The organism is Methylocystis sp. sgz306128 (assembly GCF_056032725.1).
Window position 1 is genome coordinate 577,647 of record NZ_JBVYWO010000001.1, and the last position, 17,286, is coordinate 594,932.

Below are 17,286 nucleotides of genomic sequence, written 5' to 3' on the forward strand. Positions count from 1 at the left end.
TCGCGCCGTTGTTTGTGTTGCCGCCATCGAGTTCTGCCCATGAGTGAATTTGATTATGATCTTTTCGTGATCGGTGCTGGTTCCGGCGGCACACGTGCCGCCAGAATTGCGGCGGGCTACGGCGCAAAGGTTGCCATTGCGGAGGAATTTCGCATCGGCGGCACCTGTGTCATCCGCGGGTGCGTGCCGAAAAAGCTGCTGGTCTATGCCAGCCGATTTGCCGACGATTTCGAGGATGCCGCCGGTTTTGGCTGGGACATGGCGAAGCCGCAGTTCAGCTGGCCACGGCTGGTGGAGGCCAAGGAAAAGGAAATTTCCCGGCTTTCGCTGATCTATCGCAACAATCTCGTCAGATCCGGCGTGAGCATTTTCGAGGAGCGCGCCCGCATCACCGGCCCGCATGGGCTGCGCCTTGCTTCCGGCAAGCAGGTCAGCGCCCGGGTGATACTGGTTGCGACGGGTGGTTCTCCGGCGCTTGAGCCGCATGTGCATGGCATGGAACATGCCATTTCCTCGAATGAAATATTCGATCTTGAGGAATTTCCGCGGCGTCTTGCCATTGTGGGCAGCGGGTTCATTGCCGTGGAATTTGCCTCTGTTTTTGCTAGGCTCGGCGCACACGTCACCCTGATGATGCGCGCCGATCAGGTGCTGCGCGGCTTCGATCAGGCGGTGCGTGACGGGCTGGGCGCGGCTCTGAAAGAGGCAGGCGTGACGGTTCTGCCGCAGACCCTGCCGCGCGCCATACACCGCACCACGGACGGGCTGGAGATTGCGCTTGCCGAGGGCGTACATGTTCATGCGGATCAGATTCTGGTTGCGACTGGGCGTAAGCCGCATGTCGCCGGGCTGGGGCTTGAAACCGTGGGTGTGGAGCTTGATGATTACGGCGCGATCAAGGTTGACGGCTATTCCAGAACCAGCGCGCCCGGCATCTATGCGGTGGGCGATGTCACCAATCGCATCAACCTGACGCCGGTGGCCATCCGCGAGGGCCATGCATTTGCCGATACGGTTTTCGGCGGTAAGGATGTCCGCGTCGATCATACCAATGTTGCCGCTGCGGTATTTTCGACGCCGGAAGTCGGCACGATAGGCCTTACCGAGGCTCAGGCTGCCGTGGCTTTCAGGAATATCGACATTTATGAGACCGCATTTCGTCCGATGAAGGCCACGCTTTCCGGCCGCGTGGAAAAGACCATCATGAAGATCATCGTCAATGCGGATGATGACCGCGTGCTGGGCGTGCATATTCTTGGCCATGACGCGGGCGAGATGGCGCAATTGCTGGGCATAGCCGTGAAAATGGGCGCGACCAAAGCCGATTTCGATGCGACCATGGCCGTTCATCCCACCGCCGCCGAAGAACTGGTGACCATGCGCAGCGTCTCGCGCCAGATCCGGTCCTAGAGCGTGTTGGGTTTAAGCGGAAATAATGGTGAGCGTTCCTTCTGAACGCAGTGCGGTGAGAGGGAATGCGGTTCCATCTGAACGCAAAATACTCTAGCCCGGTGTCGTCGTCGGCGTATCGGGGCGCGGGATTGGCGCATCGGCTTTCTTGTCCCGGATACGCAGGATGATGAATACAGCCAGTGCGCAATGGGTGACCGCCGCCTGTACGAACAGCATCTGCGGGCCGTAGCGGCCCATCAGGGCTGCGCCCAGAGTGGGGCCGATGATGGCCCCTATGCAGTACAGAAAGAGCAGTCCGGCTGAAACCTGCAACGCATAATCCGGCCCGACGCGATCATTGCTATGCGTCACCGCCATTGAATATTGCGTGAACATGAAGCTGCCGAGAAAGAAGCCGATGATCGGCAGAACCGACGCATATCGCATGTCCATCTGCGCCATGATCAGTTCGCTGAACATGGCGCCGATCACCATCACAAGCAGGACCTTGCGGCGCTCGAGAAAATCCGACAGCCGCCCGACAGGCCACACCGCCAGCGACGAGCCGATCACGACAACGGTGATGAATGTGCCGATCGTGTGGGCGGAAAGGTGAATGCCAACGCCATAGACCGGTGTCAGAGACCAGAACGCTCCGTTGCACAGGCCGATGCACAGAGCCGCAGCCGCGCCGACCGGCGATTTCTTCATCAGCCAGAAGGGTTGAAATTTCAGGCTTTTGGGCTGGGCCGGCGGATCGGAGCGGGTGAATGTCATCGGCAGGATAGCCATGGCGAAGAGAATGGTTCCCACCGAAAACAGCCGGTAGGACTGTGCATCGTCCAGCGTGAATATCTGCTGGCCGATGGCGCTGCCCGCAAATGTGACAACCTGGTACAGCGCATAGGTGCGGCCGCGGTTGGTCTCATCCGCCGAATTGCTGACCCAGACCTCGATGACGGCGTAAAGTCCCGCAAAGCAGAAGCCGACAATGGCGCGCAGCGCCATCCAGAACCAGGGGTTGATCAGCATCGGATAAAGCAGGCCGGCGATGATGCAGGCCGTGGCCAGCGCTGCGAAGGCGCGGGTAAAGCCGGACCGGCGGATGAGACGCGGCGCGATGATCGTGCCGCCGAGCATTCCGAGAAAATAGGCTGAGCCGATGAAGCCGATCAACTGGTCGGGGAACAATTCCAGCTTGGCCCGGTAGGGTACAAGCGTGTTGAACAGGCCGTTGCCTGAAATCAGGATAAGAACGGCGGAGAGAATAGCAAACAGGGCAGAAAACTGGCGCACGGATACATCCGACTTGAATATGCAACCATACTGCGGGAAAAAGCTCAAATTTCCAGCAGATTACTGACTAAAAATGACATGACAGAGCCGTGACAGGCGCATGGCTGCCGGATGCGCGCAATCTCCTTGTCTAAAACGAGTAAAAGCGTATATAGATCGCCTTTTAAAAGACGGGGCACGGAGATCAAGTCAGCCCCGAGCCGGAGTGGAAGTGATGGTTGATACGCGCGCAAAATGGTCCATCGATAGCTGGAGAGCCAAGCCTGCACAGCAGATTCCGAGCTTTCCCGATGCTGCCGCACTGGCAGATGTCGAGCGCCAGCTTGCCGGCTATCCGCCGCTCGTTTTTGCCGGCGAGGCCCGCAAGCTGAAGAAGCATCTCGCCAAGGTCTGCGCGGGCGACGCTTTCCTGCTGCAGGGCGGCGATTGCGCCGAATCCTTCGCCGAGCATTCCGCCGACAATATCCGCGATTTTTTCCGCGTGTTCCTGCAGATGGCGGTGGTGATGACCTTCGGCGCCGCATCGCCGATCATCAAGGTCGGCCGCGTTGCCGGGCAATTCGCCAAGCCGCGTTCGGCCGATACCGAGGTGATCAATGGCGTTGAGCTGCCGAGCTATCGCGGCGACATTGTCAACGACATCGAATTCACGCCCGCGGCCCGCGTGCCAGACCCGCAGCGGCAGATCAATGCCTATCGCCAGTCGGCCGCAACGCTGAACCTGATCCGCGCCTTTGCCAGCGGCGGTTACGCCAATCTGGAAAATGCACATCGCTGGATGCTGGGCTTCGTCAATGACAGCCCGAATGGCGCGCGTTATCAGGCTCTGGCCGACCGCATCACCGAGACGCTGGATTTCATGCGCGCCATCGGTCTTGATGCCGAGCAGCATCAGGAATTGCGCTCCACCGAATTCTACACCTCGCATGAGGCGCTTCTGCTTGGCTATGAACAGTCGCTGACGCGCATCGATTCAACGACCGGCGATCCCTATGCCACGTCCGGCCATATGCTCTGGATCGGCGATCGTACCCGCCAGCCGGATCATGCCCATGTTGAATATATGCGCGGCATCAAGAACCCGATCGGCCTGAAATGCGGCCCTTCGCTCAAGCCGGACGGCCTGCTGCAGCTCATCGACATCCTGAATCCGGATAACGAACCGGGCCGCTTGACGCTGATTGCACGCTTTGGCGCGGACAAGGTGCAGGAGCATCTGCCTGCGCTGCTGCGCGCGGTCAAGCGCGAGGGCCGCAATGTCGTCTGGTCCTGCGATCCGATGCATGGCAACACGATCAAGGCGGCAACGGGCTACAAGACCCGCCCGTTTGATCGCATCATGTCGGAAATCCGCACATTCTTCGCGGTGCATCAGGCGGAAGGCACCTATGCCGGCGGCATTCATCTTGAAATGACCGGCAAGAACGTCACCGAATGCACCGGCGGCGCGCGGGCCATTTCCGAATCCGATCTGCATGACCGCTATCACACCTATTGCGACCCGCGCCTCAATGCCGAGCAGGCAATCGAGGTTGCCTTTCTTGTGGCTGAGCTGCTCAAGAATGAACGTGCGGGCAAGCATGCGCGGGTGGAAGCAGCGGAATAATAGCTTCGACCTTCCAGACAATTGTGATTTTGAAAAAACGCCGGTGCAATGCCGGCGTTTTTTTGCATCAAGCCGCCTTCGCAATCAAAAATTGCAGAATATTGCCGCTGCGCGCTTGCGCCAGCAACAGATCGCCACGTTGCGCCACGAGATGCGGGAGATCGATGATCGCCAAAGGATCGGTCGCGCTCACCAGCAGGGATGCGCCCGGAACTGCCCGCTCGAGCGCCTGTCCGGTTTTTATGGCGGGCAGGGGACATTTCAGGCCCTCGACATCGAGATGTTCGGGAAGGCGTCCTTCTTGGTCAATAATCTGGGCAAGCGCCAGATCGAAGGGCGTGTTGACATTGAAGAACGGGTCATAGGGCGCAACAGGCCATTCAACCAGCCGGTGGGCATGACACTCAAGAAATGCCTGCATGCTGCGCCGCTGCGCCCGGGTAAGCCAGTCAGCCAGAGAATCCGCCGTTGAGACAGGCCAGAGTCCGATTGTTGGATGCATCTTTCCATTGCTTGCGGCAACAGCGATGGGCGCGCCGCTGGCCTCGAGGCGCGGGGCCAGATCAAGCGGCAGAAACGGCGCGTCGCACGGAACGCTCATGATGCGGCTCAGACCTTTGGCGCCTGCCCAGCGCAGAGCCGGGAGCAGGCCGCCGAGCGGGCCGCTTCCCGCAGTTTCGTCGGGAATGTTCTCGAGGTTCAGTTCGGCCGCAAGCTTTGCATCGCCACTGATCAGAATAGGGGCATCACGCGGCAGCCGCCTGAGGACATGCGTGACGATCGGATCGCCATTGATCAGGCGATGGGCCTTGTCGCCGCCGATTCTGGTTCCGCTGCCGCCGGCGAGGATGATGATGGCAAGATCGGCCGTGTTCATGAAGGGAGCCTTGTTGAAAACCCTGCGCCAGCGATAGCAGAATCGGTGGAAGATGGGGATAAGTTTGAGCCGGGCGACTCAGATAAATTATGCGCTCTGACCGCCTGTTTCGGGCGCAATCTTCTGCCGGATGTGCTGGAATTGGCCTGAAATTGCCGGTGGTACGCAATTTTGTCATTTTTTTGTCGTTATAGTTTCAAGTCAGCTTTTGTCGTCGGGGAGTGTCTCGGCATGTGCGGCAATTTTCTTATTTTGAAAAATGCGAGATTCGTCCGACACTTGGCGAAGTCAAGACGACGATTTATCATTTTTTAAGAATTTTTCTACATCTTGTGTTTTGCAAGGAAGCATATCACTAGAGCTTGACGAAGCCTCGCAGCGGCAGATAGGTTTGCAACAGAGTTCCTGAGAATTTCGTTCTGCGTAAATCGGCTCGACGAACCCCCGCCATTTTGTGGCGGGTCGTTCGTGGTCCGGTCGGGGGCAATGTTCCGGCTCGGCGTGGGGGCATGCTGAGACGGGCATCAGGCCATTTTATCGGCTGGGGCAGGGAGCAAAATTGTTACTGAAGCAAGCCTTGCTTCAAAACGATTCAATCGCCGGCGGGGTCCGGCATCGGACAAATGATTGATCTAAGGATCGGGCAAATGAAAATAGAACGCTATTACACCAAGGCTGGTCAGTCGCCTTACGCAGACATCGAGTTTCGCCTGACCAAGAGTGAGATCCGCAATCCTGACGGCTCGGTTGTTTTCGGCCTGGATGGCATTGAGGTGCCGGCCGACTGGAGCCAGGTTGCCGCAGATGTGCTGGCACAGAAATATTTCCGCAAGGCCGGTGTCCCCGCGCGCCTGAAGCGTGTCGAGGAGAATAACGTGCCTTCGTTCCTGTGGCGCTCTGTACCGGACGAGGCCGCATTGGCCAGCCTGCCGCAGAATGAGCGCTATGGCTCGGAAATGTCCGCACGTCAGGTCTTCGACCGTCTTGCCGGAACATGGACCTACTGGGGCTGGAAGGCCGGTCACTTCAAGGACGAGACGGACGCGAGCGCCTTCTTTGACGAATTGCGCTTCATGATGGCGCGCCAGATGGTGGCCCCGAATTCTCCGCAATGGTTCAACACCGGCATGCATTGGGCCTATGGCATCGACGGGCCGGGGCAGGGGCATTATTACGTCGATTACAAGACTGGCGACCTGACGAAGTCCACCTCCGCCTATGAGCATCCGCAGCCGCATGCCTGCTTCATCCAGAGCGTGCAGGACGATCTCGTCAATGAAGGCGGCATCATGGATCTTTGGGTGCGCGAGGCGCGCCTGTTCAAATATGGCTCCGGCACCGGCTCCAATTTTTCGATGCTGCGCGGCGAGAATGAGCGCTTGTCGGGCGGCGGTAAATCCTCCGGCCTGATGAGTTTCCTCAAGATCGGCGACCGTGCCGCAGGTGCGATCAAATCCGGCGGTACGACCCGCCGTGCCGCCAAGATGGTGGTGGTGGATGCCGATCACCCGGATATTGAGGCCTATATCGACTGGAAGGTGCGCGAGGAGCAGAAAGTCGCCGCGCTCGTCACCGGCTCCAAGATCGTCAAGAAGCATATGAAGGCCGTGCTCAAGGCCTGCGTGAACTGCGTCGGCGCGGGCGATGATTGCTTCAATCCGGAACGCAATCCGGCCTTGAAAAAGGAAATCAAGCTCGCCCGCCGCGCCGATGTGCCGGATAATTATATCAAGCGCGTCATTCAGTTCGCGCGGCAGGGCTATACCGATATCGATTTCGACACCTACGATCTCGACTGGGATTCGGAAGCCTATCTCACCGTTTCCGGACAGAATTCCAATAATTCGGTCTCGCTCAAGGATGAGTTCCTGCGCGCCGTCGAAAATGACGGTCCGTGGAACCTGATCCGCCGTACCGACGGCAAGGTCGCCAAAACATTGAAGGCCCGCGATCTGTGGGAGCATATCGGCTATGCCGCCTGGGCTTCCGCCGATCCCGGCCTGCATTTCAACACCACGATGAATGACTGGCATACCTGCCCCGCGGCAGGGCCGATCCGGGCAAGCAATCCGTGCTCGGAATATATGTTCCTTGACGATACGGCCTGCAATCTTGCCTCGCTGAACCTGCTGCAGTTCAAGACGGCTGCGGGCGAGGTCGATATTGCCGCTTATGAGCATACGGTGCGGCTGTGGACCATCGTTCTCGAAATTTCGGTGGCGATGGCGCAGTTCCCGTCGAAGGAAATCGCTCAGCTGTCCTATGAATATCGCACGCTCGGCCTTGGCTATGCCAATATCGGCGGCCTGCTGATGTCGTCCGGCATTCCGTATGATTCGGATGAGGGCCGCGCGATCTGCGGCGCGCTGACCGCGATCATGACCGGCATCTGCTATGCCACCTCCGCTGAAATGGCGGCGGAGCTCGGCACATTCCCCGGCTATGCGCCCAATGCGCAGAATATGCTGCGCGTCATCCGCAATCATCGCCGCGCTGCCTTTGGCGAAAGTCAGGGTTATGAGGGCCTATCGGTCAATCCGGTGCCGCTCGATCATGCTTCGATCAAGGATACGCGCCTGAGCGAGCATGCCAGAGCCGCATGGGACAAGGCCCTGCGTCTGGGCGAGCAGCACGGATACCGCAACGCGCAGGTTTCGGTTATTGCGCCGACGGGCACGATCGGCCTTGTCATGGATTGCGACACCACCGGCATCGAACCCGATTTCGCGCTGGTGAAGTTCAAGAAGCTGGCGGGCGGTGGCTATTTCAAGATCATCAACCGCGCCGTGCCTGACGCCCTGCGTGCGCTTGGCTACGCAGAACACCAGATTGCGGAAATTGAAGCCTATGCCGTCGGTCATGCTTCGCTGCGCCAGAGCCCCGGTGTCAATCACACCAGCCTCAAGGCGAAGGGCTTCACCGAAGATAAGCTCGAAGCGCTGGAAAAGAGCCTTGCCAGCGCCTTCGATATCAAATTCGTCTTTAACAAGTGGTCGCTTGGCGCCGATTTCCTCACACAGACGCTGAAAGTGCCGAGCGCAAGCCTTGATGATGCGAATTTCGACCTGCTCGCCTTCCTCGGCTTCTCGAAGGCCGAGATTGACGCGGCGAATATCCATGTCTGCGGCGCGATGACGCTGGAAGGCGCACCGCACCTCCGGAAAGAGCATTATGCGGTGTTCGATTGCGCCAACCCGTGCGGGCGCACCGGCAAACGCTATCTTTCCGTGGAAAGCCACATCCGCATGATGGCGGCGGCGCAACCCTTCATCTCGGGTGCGATCTCCAAAACCATCAATATGCCGAATGAGGCCACTGTCGAGGATTGCAAGGCCGCCTACATGCTTTCATGGAAGCTGGCGCTCAAGGCCAACGCGCTCTACCGCGACGGCTCCAAGCTCTCGCAGCCGCTCAACAGCCAGCTCATTCAGGATGATGAGGAGGATGACGAGGCCGCCGAGCGTCTGGCCGCTGCCAGCGCCCCGGCCCGCGCCACCGCGGTTGCCGAGAAGATTGTCGAGCGCATCATCGAGAAGGTGGAGCGCGTGCGCGAACGTGAAAAGCTGCCGGATCGCCGCAAGGGCTATACCCAGAAGGCGGTGGTCGGCGGTCACAAGGTCTATCTGCGCACCGGCGAATATGTCGATGGCCGCATCGGCGAAATCTTCATCGATATGCATAAGGAAGGTGCCGCCTTCCGCTCGCTGATGAACAATTTTGCCATAGCCATCTCGCTTGGCCTGCAATATGGCGTTCCGCTGGAAGAATATGTCGAGGCCTTCACCTTCACGCGGTTCGAGCCGGCAGGCTTTGTGCAGGGCAATGACGCGATCAAGAATGCTACGTCCATTCTTGATTATGTCTTCCGCGAACTGGCCATTTCCTATCTGGGCCGCATGGATCTTGCCCATGTCGACCCTTCCGAAATCGGCCATGACGTGCTCGGCAAGGGCGAGGATCAGGTCAAGGCGCCGTCGCAGGGCAACCCGCCGACTGCAATGACACAGGCCGCACAGCGCGTGGTCTCCAAGGGCCTGCTGCGCGGACGCACCAGCAACCTGATCGCTGTCCAGCCGCGTGAAGCGGACGGCGCTGCGACCGTTCTGTCCTTTCAGGGTGCGACCGCTCTGAAGGCTGAACCCAAGGTGCTGGAAGATGAAGCCTCGGCCGGTGAAGAAGTGACGGACAGCCTCGCATGGGGCGCGCCGGTTGCCGCAAGAGCCGAACAGAGTGTCGCCGACAAGCGCGCCGAGGCCCGCATGAAGGGCTATGTCGGCGAGGCCTGCCCGGAATGCGCCAACTTCACGCTGGTGCGCAACGGCACCTGCCTGAAATGCGACACCTGCGGCTCGACGACCGGGTGCTCGTGAGGCGTCGTTCATCTGAGCGACGTTTCGGACTGGCAGGAATAGTCCGTTGATGACCGGATCAAGTCCGGTCACAACGGCTCAGGAACAGAAGTGCGTCATACGCGGGCTTGTCCCGCGTATCCACATATCCTGCCCATCTTCCCCTTGCCTTTTGAGTCCCGCTTCGCCATAGTCGCCGCAAAATTGGCATTGGAATCTGCGCGATGAAACAATTTCTGCTGTCCGTATTCACCTGGTGGAATGGCGCCACGCTCAACACGCGTTTCTGGACCAGCCTGCATGGCGAGGAAGTCGGCCGTGACGAATTTGGCAATATCTATTACCAGACCAAGGGCGGCAAGGTTGATCCCGCGCTCGGCATCGTCCGCCGCTGGGTGATTTACAATGGCCTGATGGAAGCTTCGGCCATCCCGCCGGGCTGGAACGGCTGGCTGCACCACACCGTTGACGTGCCGCCGTCGAAGGAAAATTATCAGGCCCGCGCCTGGGAAATGCCGCACCGGCCCAATCCCACCGGTACCCCGCAGGCCTATCATCCCAAGGGTTCGCTGGCGCGTGGCGGACAGCGCGTTGTCGTCAGCAGCGACTACCAGCCCTGGCAGCCCAAATGAGCCTGCGCGGCGCTGTTGTCGCCTTTGGCCTGTTTGTTTCGGCGCCTGCCTTTGCAGGCCCGTTCAAGGATGCCTGCATGGAAAATGCTGGCACGGCAGCCGCCGAAACGATGTGCGCCTGTCAGGAAAAGCTCGCCGAGTCGACGCTCGATCCGCAGGAAATGCGGGCCATGATCGCAAGCGCGACCAACAAGAAGGCTGATTATGTCGCCGCCGTCAACGCCATGACCGAAGAACAGGCTGTCCGGTTTCACGAAAAGCTTAATCAGCTCGGCGATGATGTCGATGCAAAATGCGCGCACTGAAACTTAAGACATGCTTGGGCTTGGAATTGCCATTGTTTCGAGCAATATGCGCTTGGCGCGGCGTTGCGCATCTAACGGAATGAATGGCGTGATCAAGTCTCGAATCCTGCTGACCTCCGGGCTCCTGTCGGCCTGCATTCTCGCAGCACACCCGGCATTGGCCGACCGGATCAAAAATCCGACGGCTGTTTTCGCCGGTCTGGACAAGATCACCGGCCGGATTATCTCCTTTGAGGTGGCTATCGACGAAACGGTGCAGTTCGGCACTTTGCAGGTCACGCCCAAGGTCTGCTACACGCGGCCGCCAACGGAGGCGCCGCAGACAGATGCCTTTGTTGAAGTGGCCGATGTGGGCAATGGCAAAGACTATAACAAGATTTTTTCGGGGTGGATGTTCGCCTCCAGTCCCGGCCTGCATGGTGTCGAGCATCCCGTCTATGACGTCTGGCTCACCGATTGCAAGGGAGGCACCGAGGTGATCCCGTCGCCCAAGCCCGTTGCAGAACCAAACGCCCCAGCGCCGCTTGCCCCTTCCGCGCCGCCGCAGGTGCTTCCCGATGCCGCCCCGCCTGTTGGCGCGCCCAAGACGGGCAAGCCGTCTGCCGCCGCGCCAGCGGCACCCGCGGGCGCGCAGCCCTTACCGCTGAATCAGCCTGCGGCGCCGCTGCCGCAGAATAATGCGCCCATCAATGTCGGTCCGGCGCCGGGCGCTCAGTTGCCGCCGCAAAGCGGGCCAGCTCTGGCCCCCGTTCCGCTCAAGCGTGTGCCAAAGGCCGCGCCGCCGGATAATTTGCTGCTGCCGCCCGCCGATATTCCCGGCGTCGGCCAGTCCCGGCCCCGCAAGATCATTCCGCAGGACCCGCAGAACCCGAATTACGACAGCCTCAACCCTGACCAGTGAGCGCAAGCCTGAGCGCTTGCGCCCCTGAGATCACGGGGTTCTTGTTAAATTCGGCCTCTTGCGTGATGGCGCGCGCCAGCCGCGCCAGATAATCGGCGCGGCTGATTTCAACAGCGCCAAGGCTGATGAGGTGCGGCGTTACAAATTGCGTATCCAGCAACGTGAACCCGTTCTGGCGTAATTGCGCCACCAGATGCACCAGCGCGACTTTCGACGCGTCGGTTGCGCGGTGAAACATGCTTTCGCCAAAAAAGGCGCTGCCCAGCGCCACGCCATAGAGCCCGCCAACCAGCGCGCCGTCCGCTGCCCAAACTTCCACCGAATGGGCATAGCCGCGCTGATGCAGCTCGGTATAGGCCTGAAGAATGTGATCGTTGATCCACGTCGAGCCCCGCGTCTCGCTTGGGCTTGCGCAGGCCTTGGCAACAGCGGCAAAATCCGCGTTGAAGGACACTGTGAAGTGGTTCTGCCGCAGTCTCTTGGCAAGAGACCGGGATATTCTGAGCTGCTCAAGCGGAAAAATGCCGCGCTCTTCCGGGTTGAGCCAGAAGATATTGGGATCGTCCGCCGCTTCGGCCATGGGAAAGAAGCCGAGCGAATAGGCCTTCAGCAGCAGGTCGGGGGTGAGGAGTGAGGCTGATTCTTCATGCATGATGCTGCCCCGGCAGGTTCACCGGGGCGAATGTTGGACTTTTAGCGGGCAAGGAACCAGCAGGTCTTGCGTATACCGGGGGCAGGATCACCGAAAAAGCCGTTGTTGCACGGAATTCCGCCTCCGCCGACATCATTGAAGGCAAAATATCCGGCTGCGCCATATCTGACGCGGGTGGGGAAGGGCACGCGGCAAAATCCGCCCTCCGGCGCGCAGGCGATCCAGCGGCGATGCCTGCCCGGGAAATAGCCCGGTCCTTGGATGACGATGCCGGGTTGGTCGTGCCAATGACGATGAAATTCGCCGCAGGCGCGGCCATAGCGATCAAAGCCATCCCGGCAATAATAGTCCTGTGCCGCTGCCGGAGTGGCGGACAGATAAAGGCTTGCGATCATCAGGCTGAATGCCGCGCCAAGCATAAGTGCGATTGATTTCATTGCAAAACCTTTCAGATAACCTCAGACATACCTGCTTCGTGTGAGCGATTACGCCCCGACAGCCTGAAATTATAACCACCATCCTGATTCTGAGATGAATGAATTGTGGCGGCCGAGTGGAAGCCTGTTCAGGCCCGGTTCTCCATTCCGCCCTGTTCGAGAAATTTCTCCAGCCAGTGAATATCGTAAAGGCCGTTCTGAATATCGCCGTTGCGCACGAGGGTGCGGAACAGGGGCAGAGTGGTCTCGACGCCATCGACAATGAATTCATCCAGCGCCCGGCGCAGGCGCAGCAGCGCCTCGTTGCGGTTGCGGCCATGGACGATCAGCTTGCCTACCAGACTGTCGTAATTGGGCGGAATGCGATAGCCCTGATAGACCGAACTGTCCACGCGCACGCCAAGCCCGCCCGGCGGATGATAATAGCTGATCTGGCCGGGGCTGGGCCGGAACGTTGACGGATTTTCGGCATTGACGCGGCACTCGATGGCATGGCCGGAAAAACGCACGTCCTCCTGCCGGATGGTCAGAGGCGATCCGGCGGCGATCTTGATCTGCTCGTTGACCAGATCGATGCCGGTGATCATCTCCGTCACCGGATGCTCAACCTGAATACGGGTGTTCATTTCGATGAAATAGAACTTCCCGTCCTCATACAGAAATTCGACGGTTCCGACGCCGATATAGCCAAGTTCCTGCATGGCCTTAGCGACGATCTCGCCGATTTCGGCGCGCTGCGTATCATTGAGCGCGGGCGAGGGGCTTTCCTCAAACACTTTTTGGTGGCGGCGCTGCAGCGAGCAGTCGCGTTCGCCCAGATGAATGGCGTGGCCTTGCCCGTCGCCGAGCACCTGAATTTCGATATGGCGCGGCTTTTCCAGATATTTTTCCAGATATACCGCATCATCGCCGAAAGCCGCCTTGGCTTCGGCGCGCGCATCGGACAGCGCATGGGTGAGGTCCTCGCGGGTGCGGGCGACCTTCATGCCGCGTCCGCCGCCGCCTGCCGCCGCCTTGACGAGCACGGGATAGCCGATTTCATCAGCGACGCGCAGGGCCTCCGCATCTTCGGTAATGCCGCCATCCGAGCCCGGCACACATGGAATGCCGAGACGGCGCGCAGTGCGCTTGGCCTCGATCTTGTCGCCCATGATGCGGATATGCTCAGCTTTGGGGCCGATGAACGCAATATTATGCTCGGCCAGAATATCGGCGAAGCGCGCGTTTTCAGACAAAAATCCATATCCGGGATGCACCGCATCGGCGCCGGTAATCTCGCAGGCGGCCAGCAGCGCCGGAATATTGAGATAAGAATCGCGTGCGAGCGGCGGCCCGATACAGACACTCTCATCGGCCAGCTTGACATGCATGGCGTCCTTGTCGGCCGTGGAATAGACCGCCACTGTGGCAATGCCCAATTCCTTGGCCGCGCGCAATACGCGCAAGGCAATTTCACCGCGGTTGGCGATCAGGATTTTGTCAAACATTCGTTTACTCGCGGCTTCATTCAATGGTCATGAGGATCTGGCCATATTCCACCGGCTGGCCGTCCTCGATCATGATCTCGGTGATTGTTCCGGCGCGATGCGCCACGATCTCGTTGAAGGTCTTCATGGCCTCGACAAGCAAAACCCGCTCACCCGCCTTGACGACGGAACCGACCTCGACGAAAGGCCGCGCGTCCGGGTTGGGACGGCGGAATGCGGTGCCGACCATGGGCGAGAGCAGGGAGGCTTCCGGATCAATGGTCTTGCCCGCCGGTGCTGCGGCAACGGGAGCGGCAGCGGCAGGCGCGGCAACATGCGCCACCGGCGCAACCATGTGATGAACTGCTGGTGCCTGCGCCGCAGCGGTGCTGTGACGCGAAACGCGGATATGCAGATCACCTTTTTCGACTTCGATCTCGGAGAGGTCGGTTTCGTTGAGCAACTGGGCGATGGCGCGCACCAGATTGGGGTCGATTTCAAATTTCTCAGCGGGCTTTGCTTGGGCAACGCTTGGGCGTTTCATGGGCTTTTAGCTCTTGTTTGCAGTGGAGAGAAGATATTGGAGCGCCATTTCATAAACAGCGACGCCAAATCCGATGATAATTCCCCTGGCCACAGGGGAAATGGTGGAATGATGCCGGAATGCCTCGCGGGCGTGGACATTGGTGATATGCACTTCGATAACACTGGCGTTTGCGCCGCGGATGGCATCATGCAACGCGATGGAGGTGTGGGTATAGGCACCGGCGTTCAGGATCACGGGGATGCCGAGGCGGCCCGCATCCTGTATCCATGTGACAAGCTCCCCCTCGTGGTTGGACTGGCGGAAGGTCAGGTCGACGCTGGCCGCATCACACAAGGCCCGAAGCTTGCTCTCAACATCGGCAAGCGTCGCCGCGCCGTAAGTTGCCGGTTCACGCGTGCCAAGCAGATTCAAATTCGGACCGTTCAGCACGTAGACCGATGTCACCACGAGTTTACCTCCCAGTTTGGTCGAACAGTTTGCGGCATCGGGAGGCAAGTTTCAAATTCAATCTGCCTGCCGCCGCCGGTTATGCCCCGAAATTGGTGCCTCAGCACTGTGCTCGGCCGCAGGTTTCCGTGTTTGTCACTTTTTCATGCAGGCGGTCATAGCCCACAGCGCCCACGACGACCTCGCCGCCGACCACAAAGCTCGGTGTGCCGGTCAGTCCGAGCTTTTCTCCGATATTGAGAACTTCGGAAATGCCTGCGGTTACATCCGGGCTGGCCAGATCTTTTTCAAGCTGCGCCATGTCGACACCCTTGGCCTTGGCCACTTCTAACGCCTGCTCCTTGCCGACCGGCCCGCGCGAAAGCAGCAAAGTGCGATGGAAATCCCAGAATTTGTCGCCGGTAAGCTGCTTGCGCACGGCAGAAGCCACCTTGCTGGCTTCTATCGATCCGGGGCCGAGCACCGGAAAATCCTTCAGGATGACCTTGAGATTGGGGTTCTGCTTCATCAGATTGGCAATATCCCCGATGCTTCGTTTGCAATAACCGCAATTATAGTCGAAAAATTCGACCAGCACCGTCTTGCCGTTGGGATTACCGACAACAGCCTGATGCTGCGAATCGTACAGCTGGCCCGACATATTCTGTGTGAGCTGGTTCTGGGCTGCTGCCGCGGCATCCTTCTCATGTTGCACCATGGCGTCAAGCGCCTCGCGCAGGACTTCTGGATGCTGCATCAGATATTCGCGTACGACGCCGCCGATCTGATCCTTCTGGCTTGGAGAAAAGTCTTGTGCACTGGCCGGCAGTACAGGCCAGACCAATGCCATCACAGGCAGGACAAGATGTTTCAGCTTCATAAAAAGGCTCCGGATAAGTCAGTATTATTTATACGCAATTTCGCCAAAGGTCTAATTCAGTTTTGGCGGGCGGTAATTGAGAATGTCGTCGGCGCGCAGCCAGCCGGGCGAGCCCATCTTGAACCTGGCTTTGGCGCGGGTCGCCTGTGTGCGCGCCTCGACATATTGTCCCGATGCAAAGAAGCTCTGTGCCGAAGCCAATTGGGCCTGCGCTTCATCGCCTTTTTTCGCATAGGCCATGGCCAAATACTGGAAGCCTTCGGCCGAATCCGGATCGCGCTGCGTGGCATTTTCGAGTTCGCTCACCGCTTCGTTGAGCATATGCCCGTCGGCGAGCAGGGCATGGCCAAGCATAACGCGGATCGGCGTACCGTTCGGTGCGCCCGCGACGGCGCGGCGCAATTCCGGAATGGCCTGCGCTGCGCGTCCGGCCTCCAGCAGGGCCTGGCCCTTCAGTTCGTGAAAATACGGATTGGCCGGCTGTGTCCTGATCAGCCCGTCGATCTGGGCCAGAGCATCGTCGATCCGGCCGAAGCGATAGGCAATGATGGCGCGGGCATAGCGCGCGGGCAGCGAATTGTCGCTGACGGGATAACGCCGGGCGATATCGCCTGTTGTGCCCAGAAATGCCGTGAGCTTGGCGCGCATCAGATCATGCCGCGCCTGCAGGGCGGGGCTGTCCTTGACATTGAAATAGGGGCTTTCATGCGCGATCGCGTCGAGCGCGGCGAAGCGTTCGGCGGGCAGCGGGTGGGACTGGAGATAAGGGTCTATCGTATTGGCGCTGAACAAGGCCTCGTTGCGGAAACGCTTGAGGGTTTCCAGAAGGCCGTTTGAAGATTCATGTGCCGCGTTGAGATAGGTGACGGCCGCGCGGTCGGCGGCCTGCTCCTGAACGCGCTGATAGGCAAGCATCGAGCGGCGCACAAGTTCCTGCGGACCGAGCAACACACCCATGGTCCCGCCCGGATTAGCGCCGATATTGCTGGAGCGCGCCGAGCCGTAGAGCGCGCCCGCGCTCATCAGCATGCCGGCGACGGACATGATCTGCGCTTTGGCAAGCTCCTGATGCGCCTGCACCAGATGCCCGCCGGCGATATGGCCGGTCTCATGGGCAAGCACGCCGATGATTTCATTGGGGGTCTTGGCCTCCATCAGTGCGCCGACATTGACGAAAATCTTCTGCCCGTCCGCGACGAAGGCATTGAAGCTCTTATCGCCGACCAGAATGATGGTCACTGCCTTCGAGTGAATGCCAGCCGCTTTAAAAATCGGCGTCACATAATCGCGCAGCAATTGCTCTGTTTCCGCATCGCGGACAACCGAAATTCCCTCTGCGCTGGCAGCGAGCGGCCATAACAATGCCGAGGCAGCCGCGCAGATGAGCGCGGCGTGCCTGAGGCCTTTTTTCAGCCGGTCCAAGGTATATCGGTTCATGTCAAACGCCCGTACGAGCACGGCAATCTCACGCATAATCATGGCGGGCCGATGGCAGAGCAGGAAAAGGGCCTTCCGGCCCT

Annotated in this window: 15 protein-coding genes; 6 read left to right on the plus strand and 9 right to left on the minus strand. The window is 59.5% G+C overall.

Annotation, left to right across the window (positions count from 1 at the left end; all coding sequences use genetic code 11):
* The first annotated feature begins 39 nt into the window (after positions 1 to 39).
* Complete coding sequence (gor, locus tag AC0N03_RS02810; protein WP_474286937.1) at positions 40 to 1,410, plus strand: glutathione-disulfide reductase; 1,371 nt, start codon at positions 40 to 42, stop codon at positions 1,408 to 1,410.
* A gap of 93 nt (positions 1,411 to 1,503) precedes the next feature.
* On the opposite strand, the gene AC0N03_RS02815 is transcribed toward gor, so the two are convergent.
* Positions 1,504 to 2,688, minus strand: coding sequence for an MFS transporter (locus AC0N03_RS02815; protein WP_474286938.1), 1,185 nt, complete (start codon positions 2,686 to 2,688; stop codon positions 1,504 to 1,506).
* A gap of 214 nt (positions 2,689 to 2,902) precedes the next feature.
* On the opposite strand from AC0N03_RS02815, the gene AC0N03_RS02820 reads away from it, so the two are divergent.
* Entirely contained in the window at positions 2,903 to 4,294 is a 1,392-nt protein-coding gene (locus AC0N03_RS02820; RefSeq protein WP_474286939.1) for a class II 3-deoxy-7-phosphoheptulonate synthase, read from the plus strand.
* Between the two features lie 67 nt (positions 4,295 to 4,361).
* On the opposite strand, the gene AC0N03_RS02825 is transcribed toward AC0N03_RS02820, so the two are convergent.
* Positions 4,362 to 5,171 carry an NTP transferase domain-containing protein gene (locus tag AC0N03_RS02825; protein WP_474286940.1) on the minus strand — a complete coding sequence of 270 codons (810 nt, stop codon included), beginning with the start codon at positions 5,169 to 5,171 and terminating at the stop codon, positions 4,362 to 4,364.
* A 647-nt stretch (positions 5,172 to 5,818) separates the two neighbouring features.
* Here AC0N03_RS02825 and AC0N03_RS02830 point away from each other — a divergent pair.
* From AC0N03_RS02830 to AC0N03_RS02845, 4 genes are all read left to right on the plus strand, one after another.
* Positions 5,819 to 9,541, plus strand: a complete 3,723-nt coding sequence (locus AC0N03_RS02830; RefSeq protein WP_474286941.1) for a vitamin B12-dependent ribonucleotide reductase — start codon at positions 5,819 to 5,821, stop codon at positions 9,539 to 9,541.
* A 203-nt stretch (positions 9,542 to 9,744) separates the two neighbouring features.
* Entirely contained in the window at positions 9,745 to 10,152 is a 408-nt protein-coding gene (locus tag AC0N03_RS02835; protein ID WP_474286942.1) for an NADH:ubiquinone oxidoreductase subunit NDUFA12, read from the plus strand.
* Positions 10,149 to 10,457 (plus strand): hypothetical protein, encoded by a 309-nt coding sequence (locus AC0N03_RS02840; RefSeq protein WP_474286943.1) that lies wholly within the window; start codon positions 10,149 to 10,151, stop codon positions 10,455 to 10,457. The genes AC0N03_RS02835 and AC0N03_RS02840 overlap by 4 nt, the downstream gene beginning before the upstream one ends.
* A gap of 79 nt (positions 10,458 to 10,536) precedes the next feature.
* Positions 10,537 to 11,358 carry a DUF2155 domain-containing protein gene (locus AC0N03_RS02845; RefSeq protein WP_474286944.1) on the plus strand — a complete coding sequence of 274 codons (822 nt, stop codon included), beginning with the start codon at positions 10,537 to 10,539 and terminating at the stop codon, positions 11,356 to 11,358.
* On the opposite strand, the gene aat is transcribed toward AC0N03_RS02845, so the two are convergent.
* From aat to AC0N03_RS02880, 7 genes are all read right to left on the minus strand, one after another.
* Positions 11,342 to 12,010, minus strand: coding sequence for a leucyl/phenylalanyl-tRNA--protein transferase (aat, locus tag AC0N03_RS02850; RefSeq protein WP_474286946.1), 669 nt, complete (start codon positions 12,008 to 12,010; stop codon positions 11,342 to 11,344). The genes AC0N03_RS02845 and aat overlap by 17 nt on opposite strands.
* A gap of 41 nt (positions 12,011 to 12,051) precedes the next feature.
* Positions 12,052 to 12,447 (minus strand): hypothetical protein, encoded by a 396-nt coding sequence (locus AC0N03_RS02855; RefSeq protein ID WP_474286947.1) that lies wholly within the window; start codon positions 12,445 to 12,447, stop codon positions 12,052 to 12,054.
* Positions 12,448 to 12,575: 128 nt separating this feature from the next.
* Positions 12,576 to 13,934: an acetyl-CoA carboxylase biotin carboxylase subunit gene (gene accC / locus AC0N03_RS02860; RefSeq protein WP_474286948.1), complete on the minus strand. Its 1,359-nt coding sequence runs from the start codon at positions 13,932 to 13,934 to the stop codon at positions 12,576 to 12,578.
* A 16-nt stretch (positions 13,935 to 13,950) separates the two neighbouring features.
* A complete protein-coding gene (gene accB, locus AC0N03_RS02865; RefSeq protein WP_474286949.1) occupies positions 13,951 to 14,457 on the minus strand; it encodes an acetyl-CoA carboxylase biotin carboxyl carrier protein in 507 nt (168 codons plus the stop codon).
* 6 nt (positions 14,458 to 14,463) lie between these two features.
* Positions 14,464 to 14,904, minus strand: coding sequence for a type II 3-dehydroquinate dehydratase (gene aroQ, locus AC0N03_RS02870; protein WP_474287215.1), 441 nt, complete (start codon positions 14,902 to 14,904; stop codon positions 14,464 to 14,466).
* Positions 14,905 to 15,007: 103 nt separating this feature from the next.
* Complete coding sequence (locus AC0N03_RS02875) at positions 15,008 to 15,766, minus strand: DsbA family protein (RefSeq protein ID WP_474286950.1); 759 nt, start codon at positions 15,764 to 15,766, stop codon at positions 15,008 to 15,010.
* A 51-nt stretch (positions 15,767 to 15,817) separates the two neighbouring features.
* The gene (locus AC0N03_RS02880; protein ID WP_474286951.1) at positions 15,818 to 17,203 is read right to left on the minus strand and encodes a M48 family metalloprotease; all 1,386 of its coding nucleotides are present in this window, start codon (positions 17,201 to 17,203) and stop codon (positions 15,818 to 15,820) included.
* Positions 17,204 to 17,286: the final 83 nt, after the last annotated feature.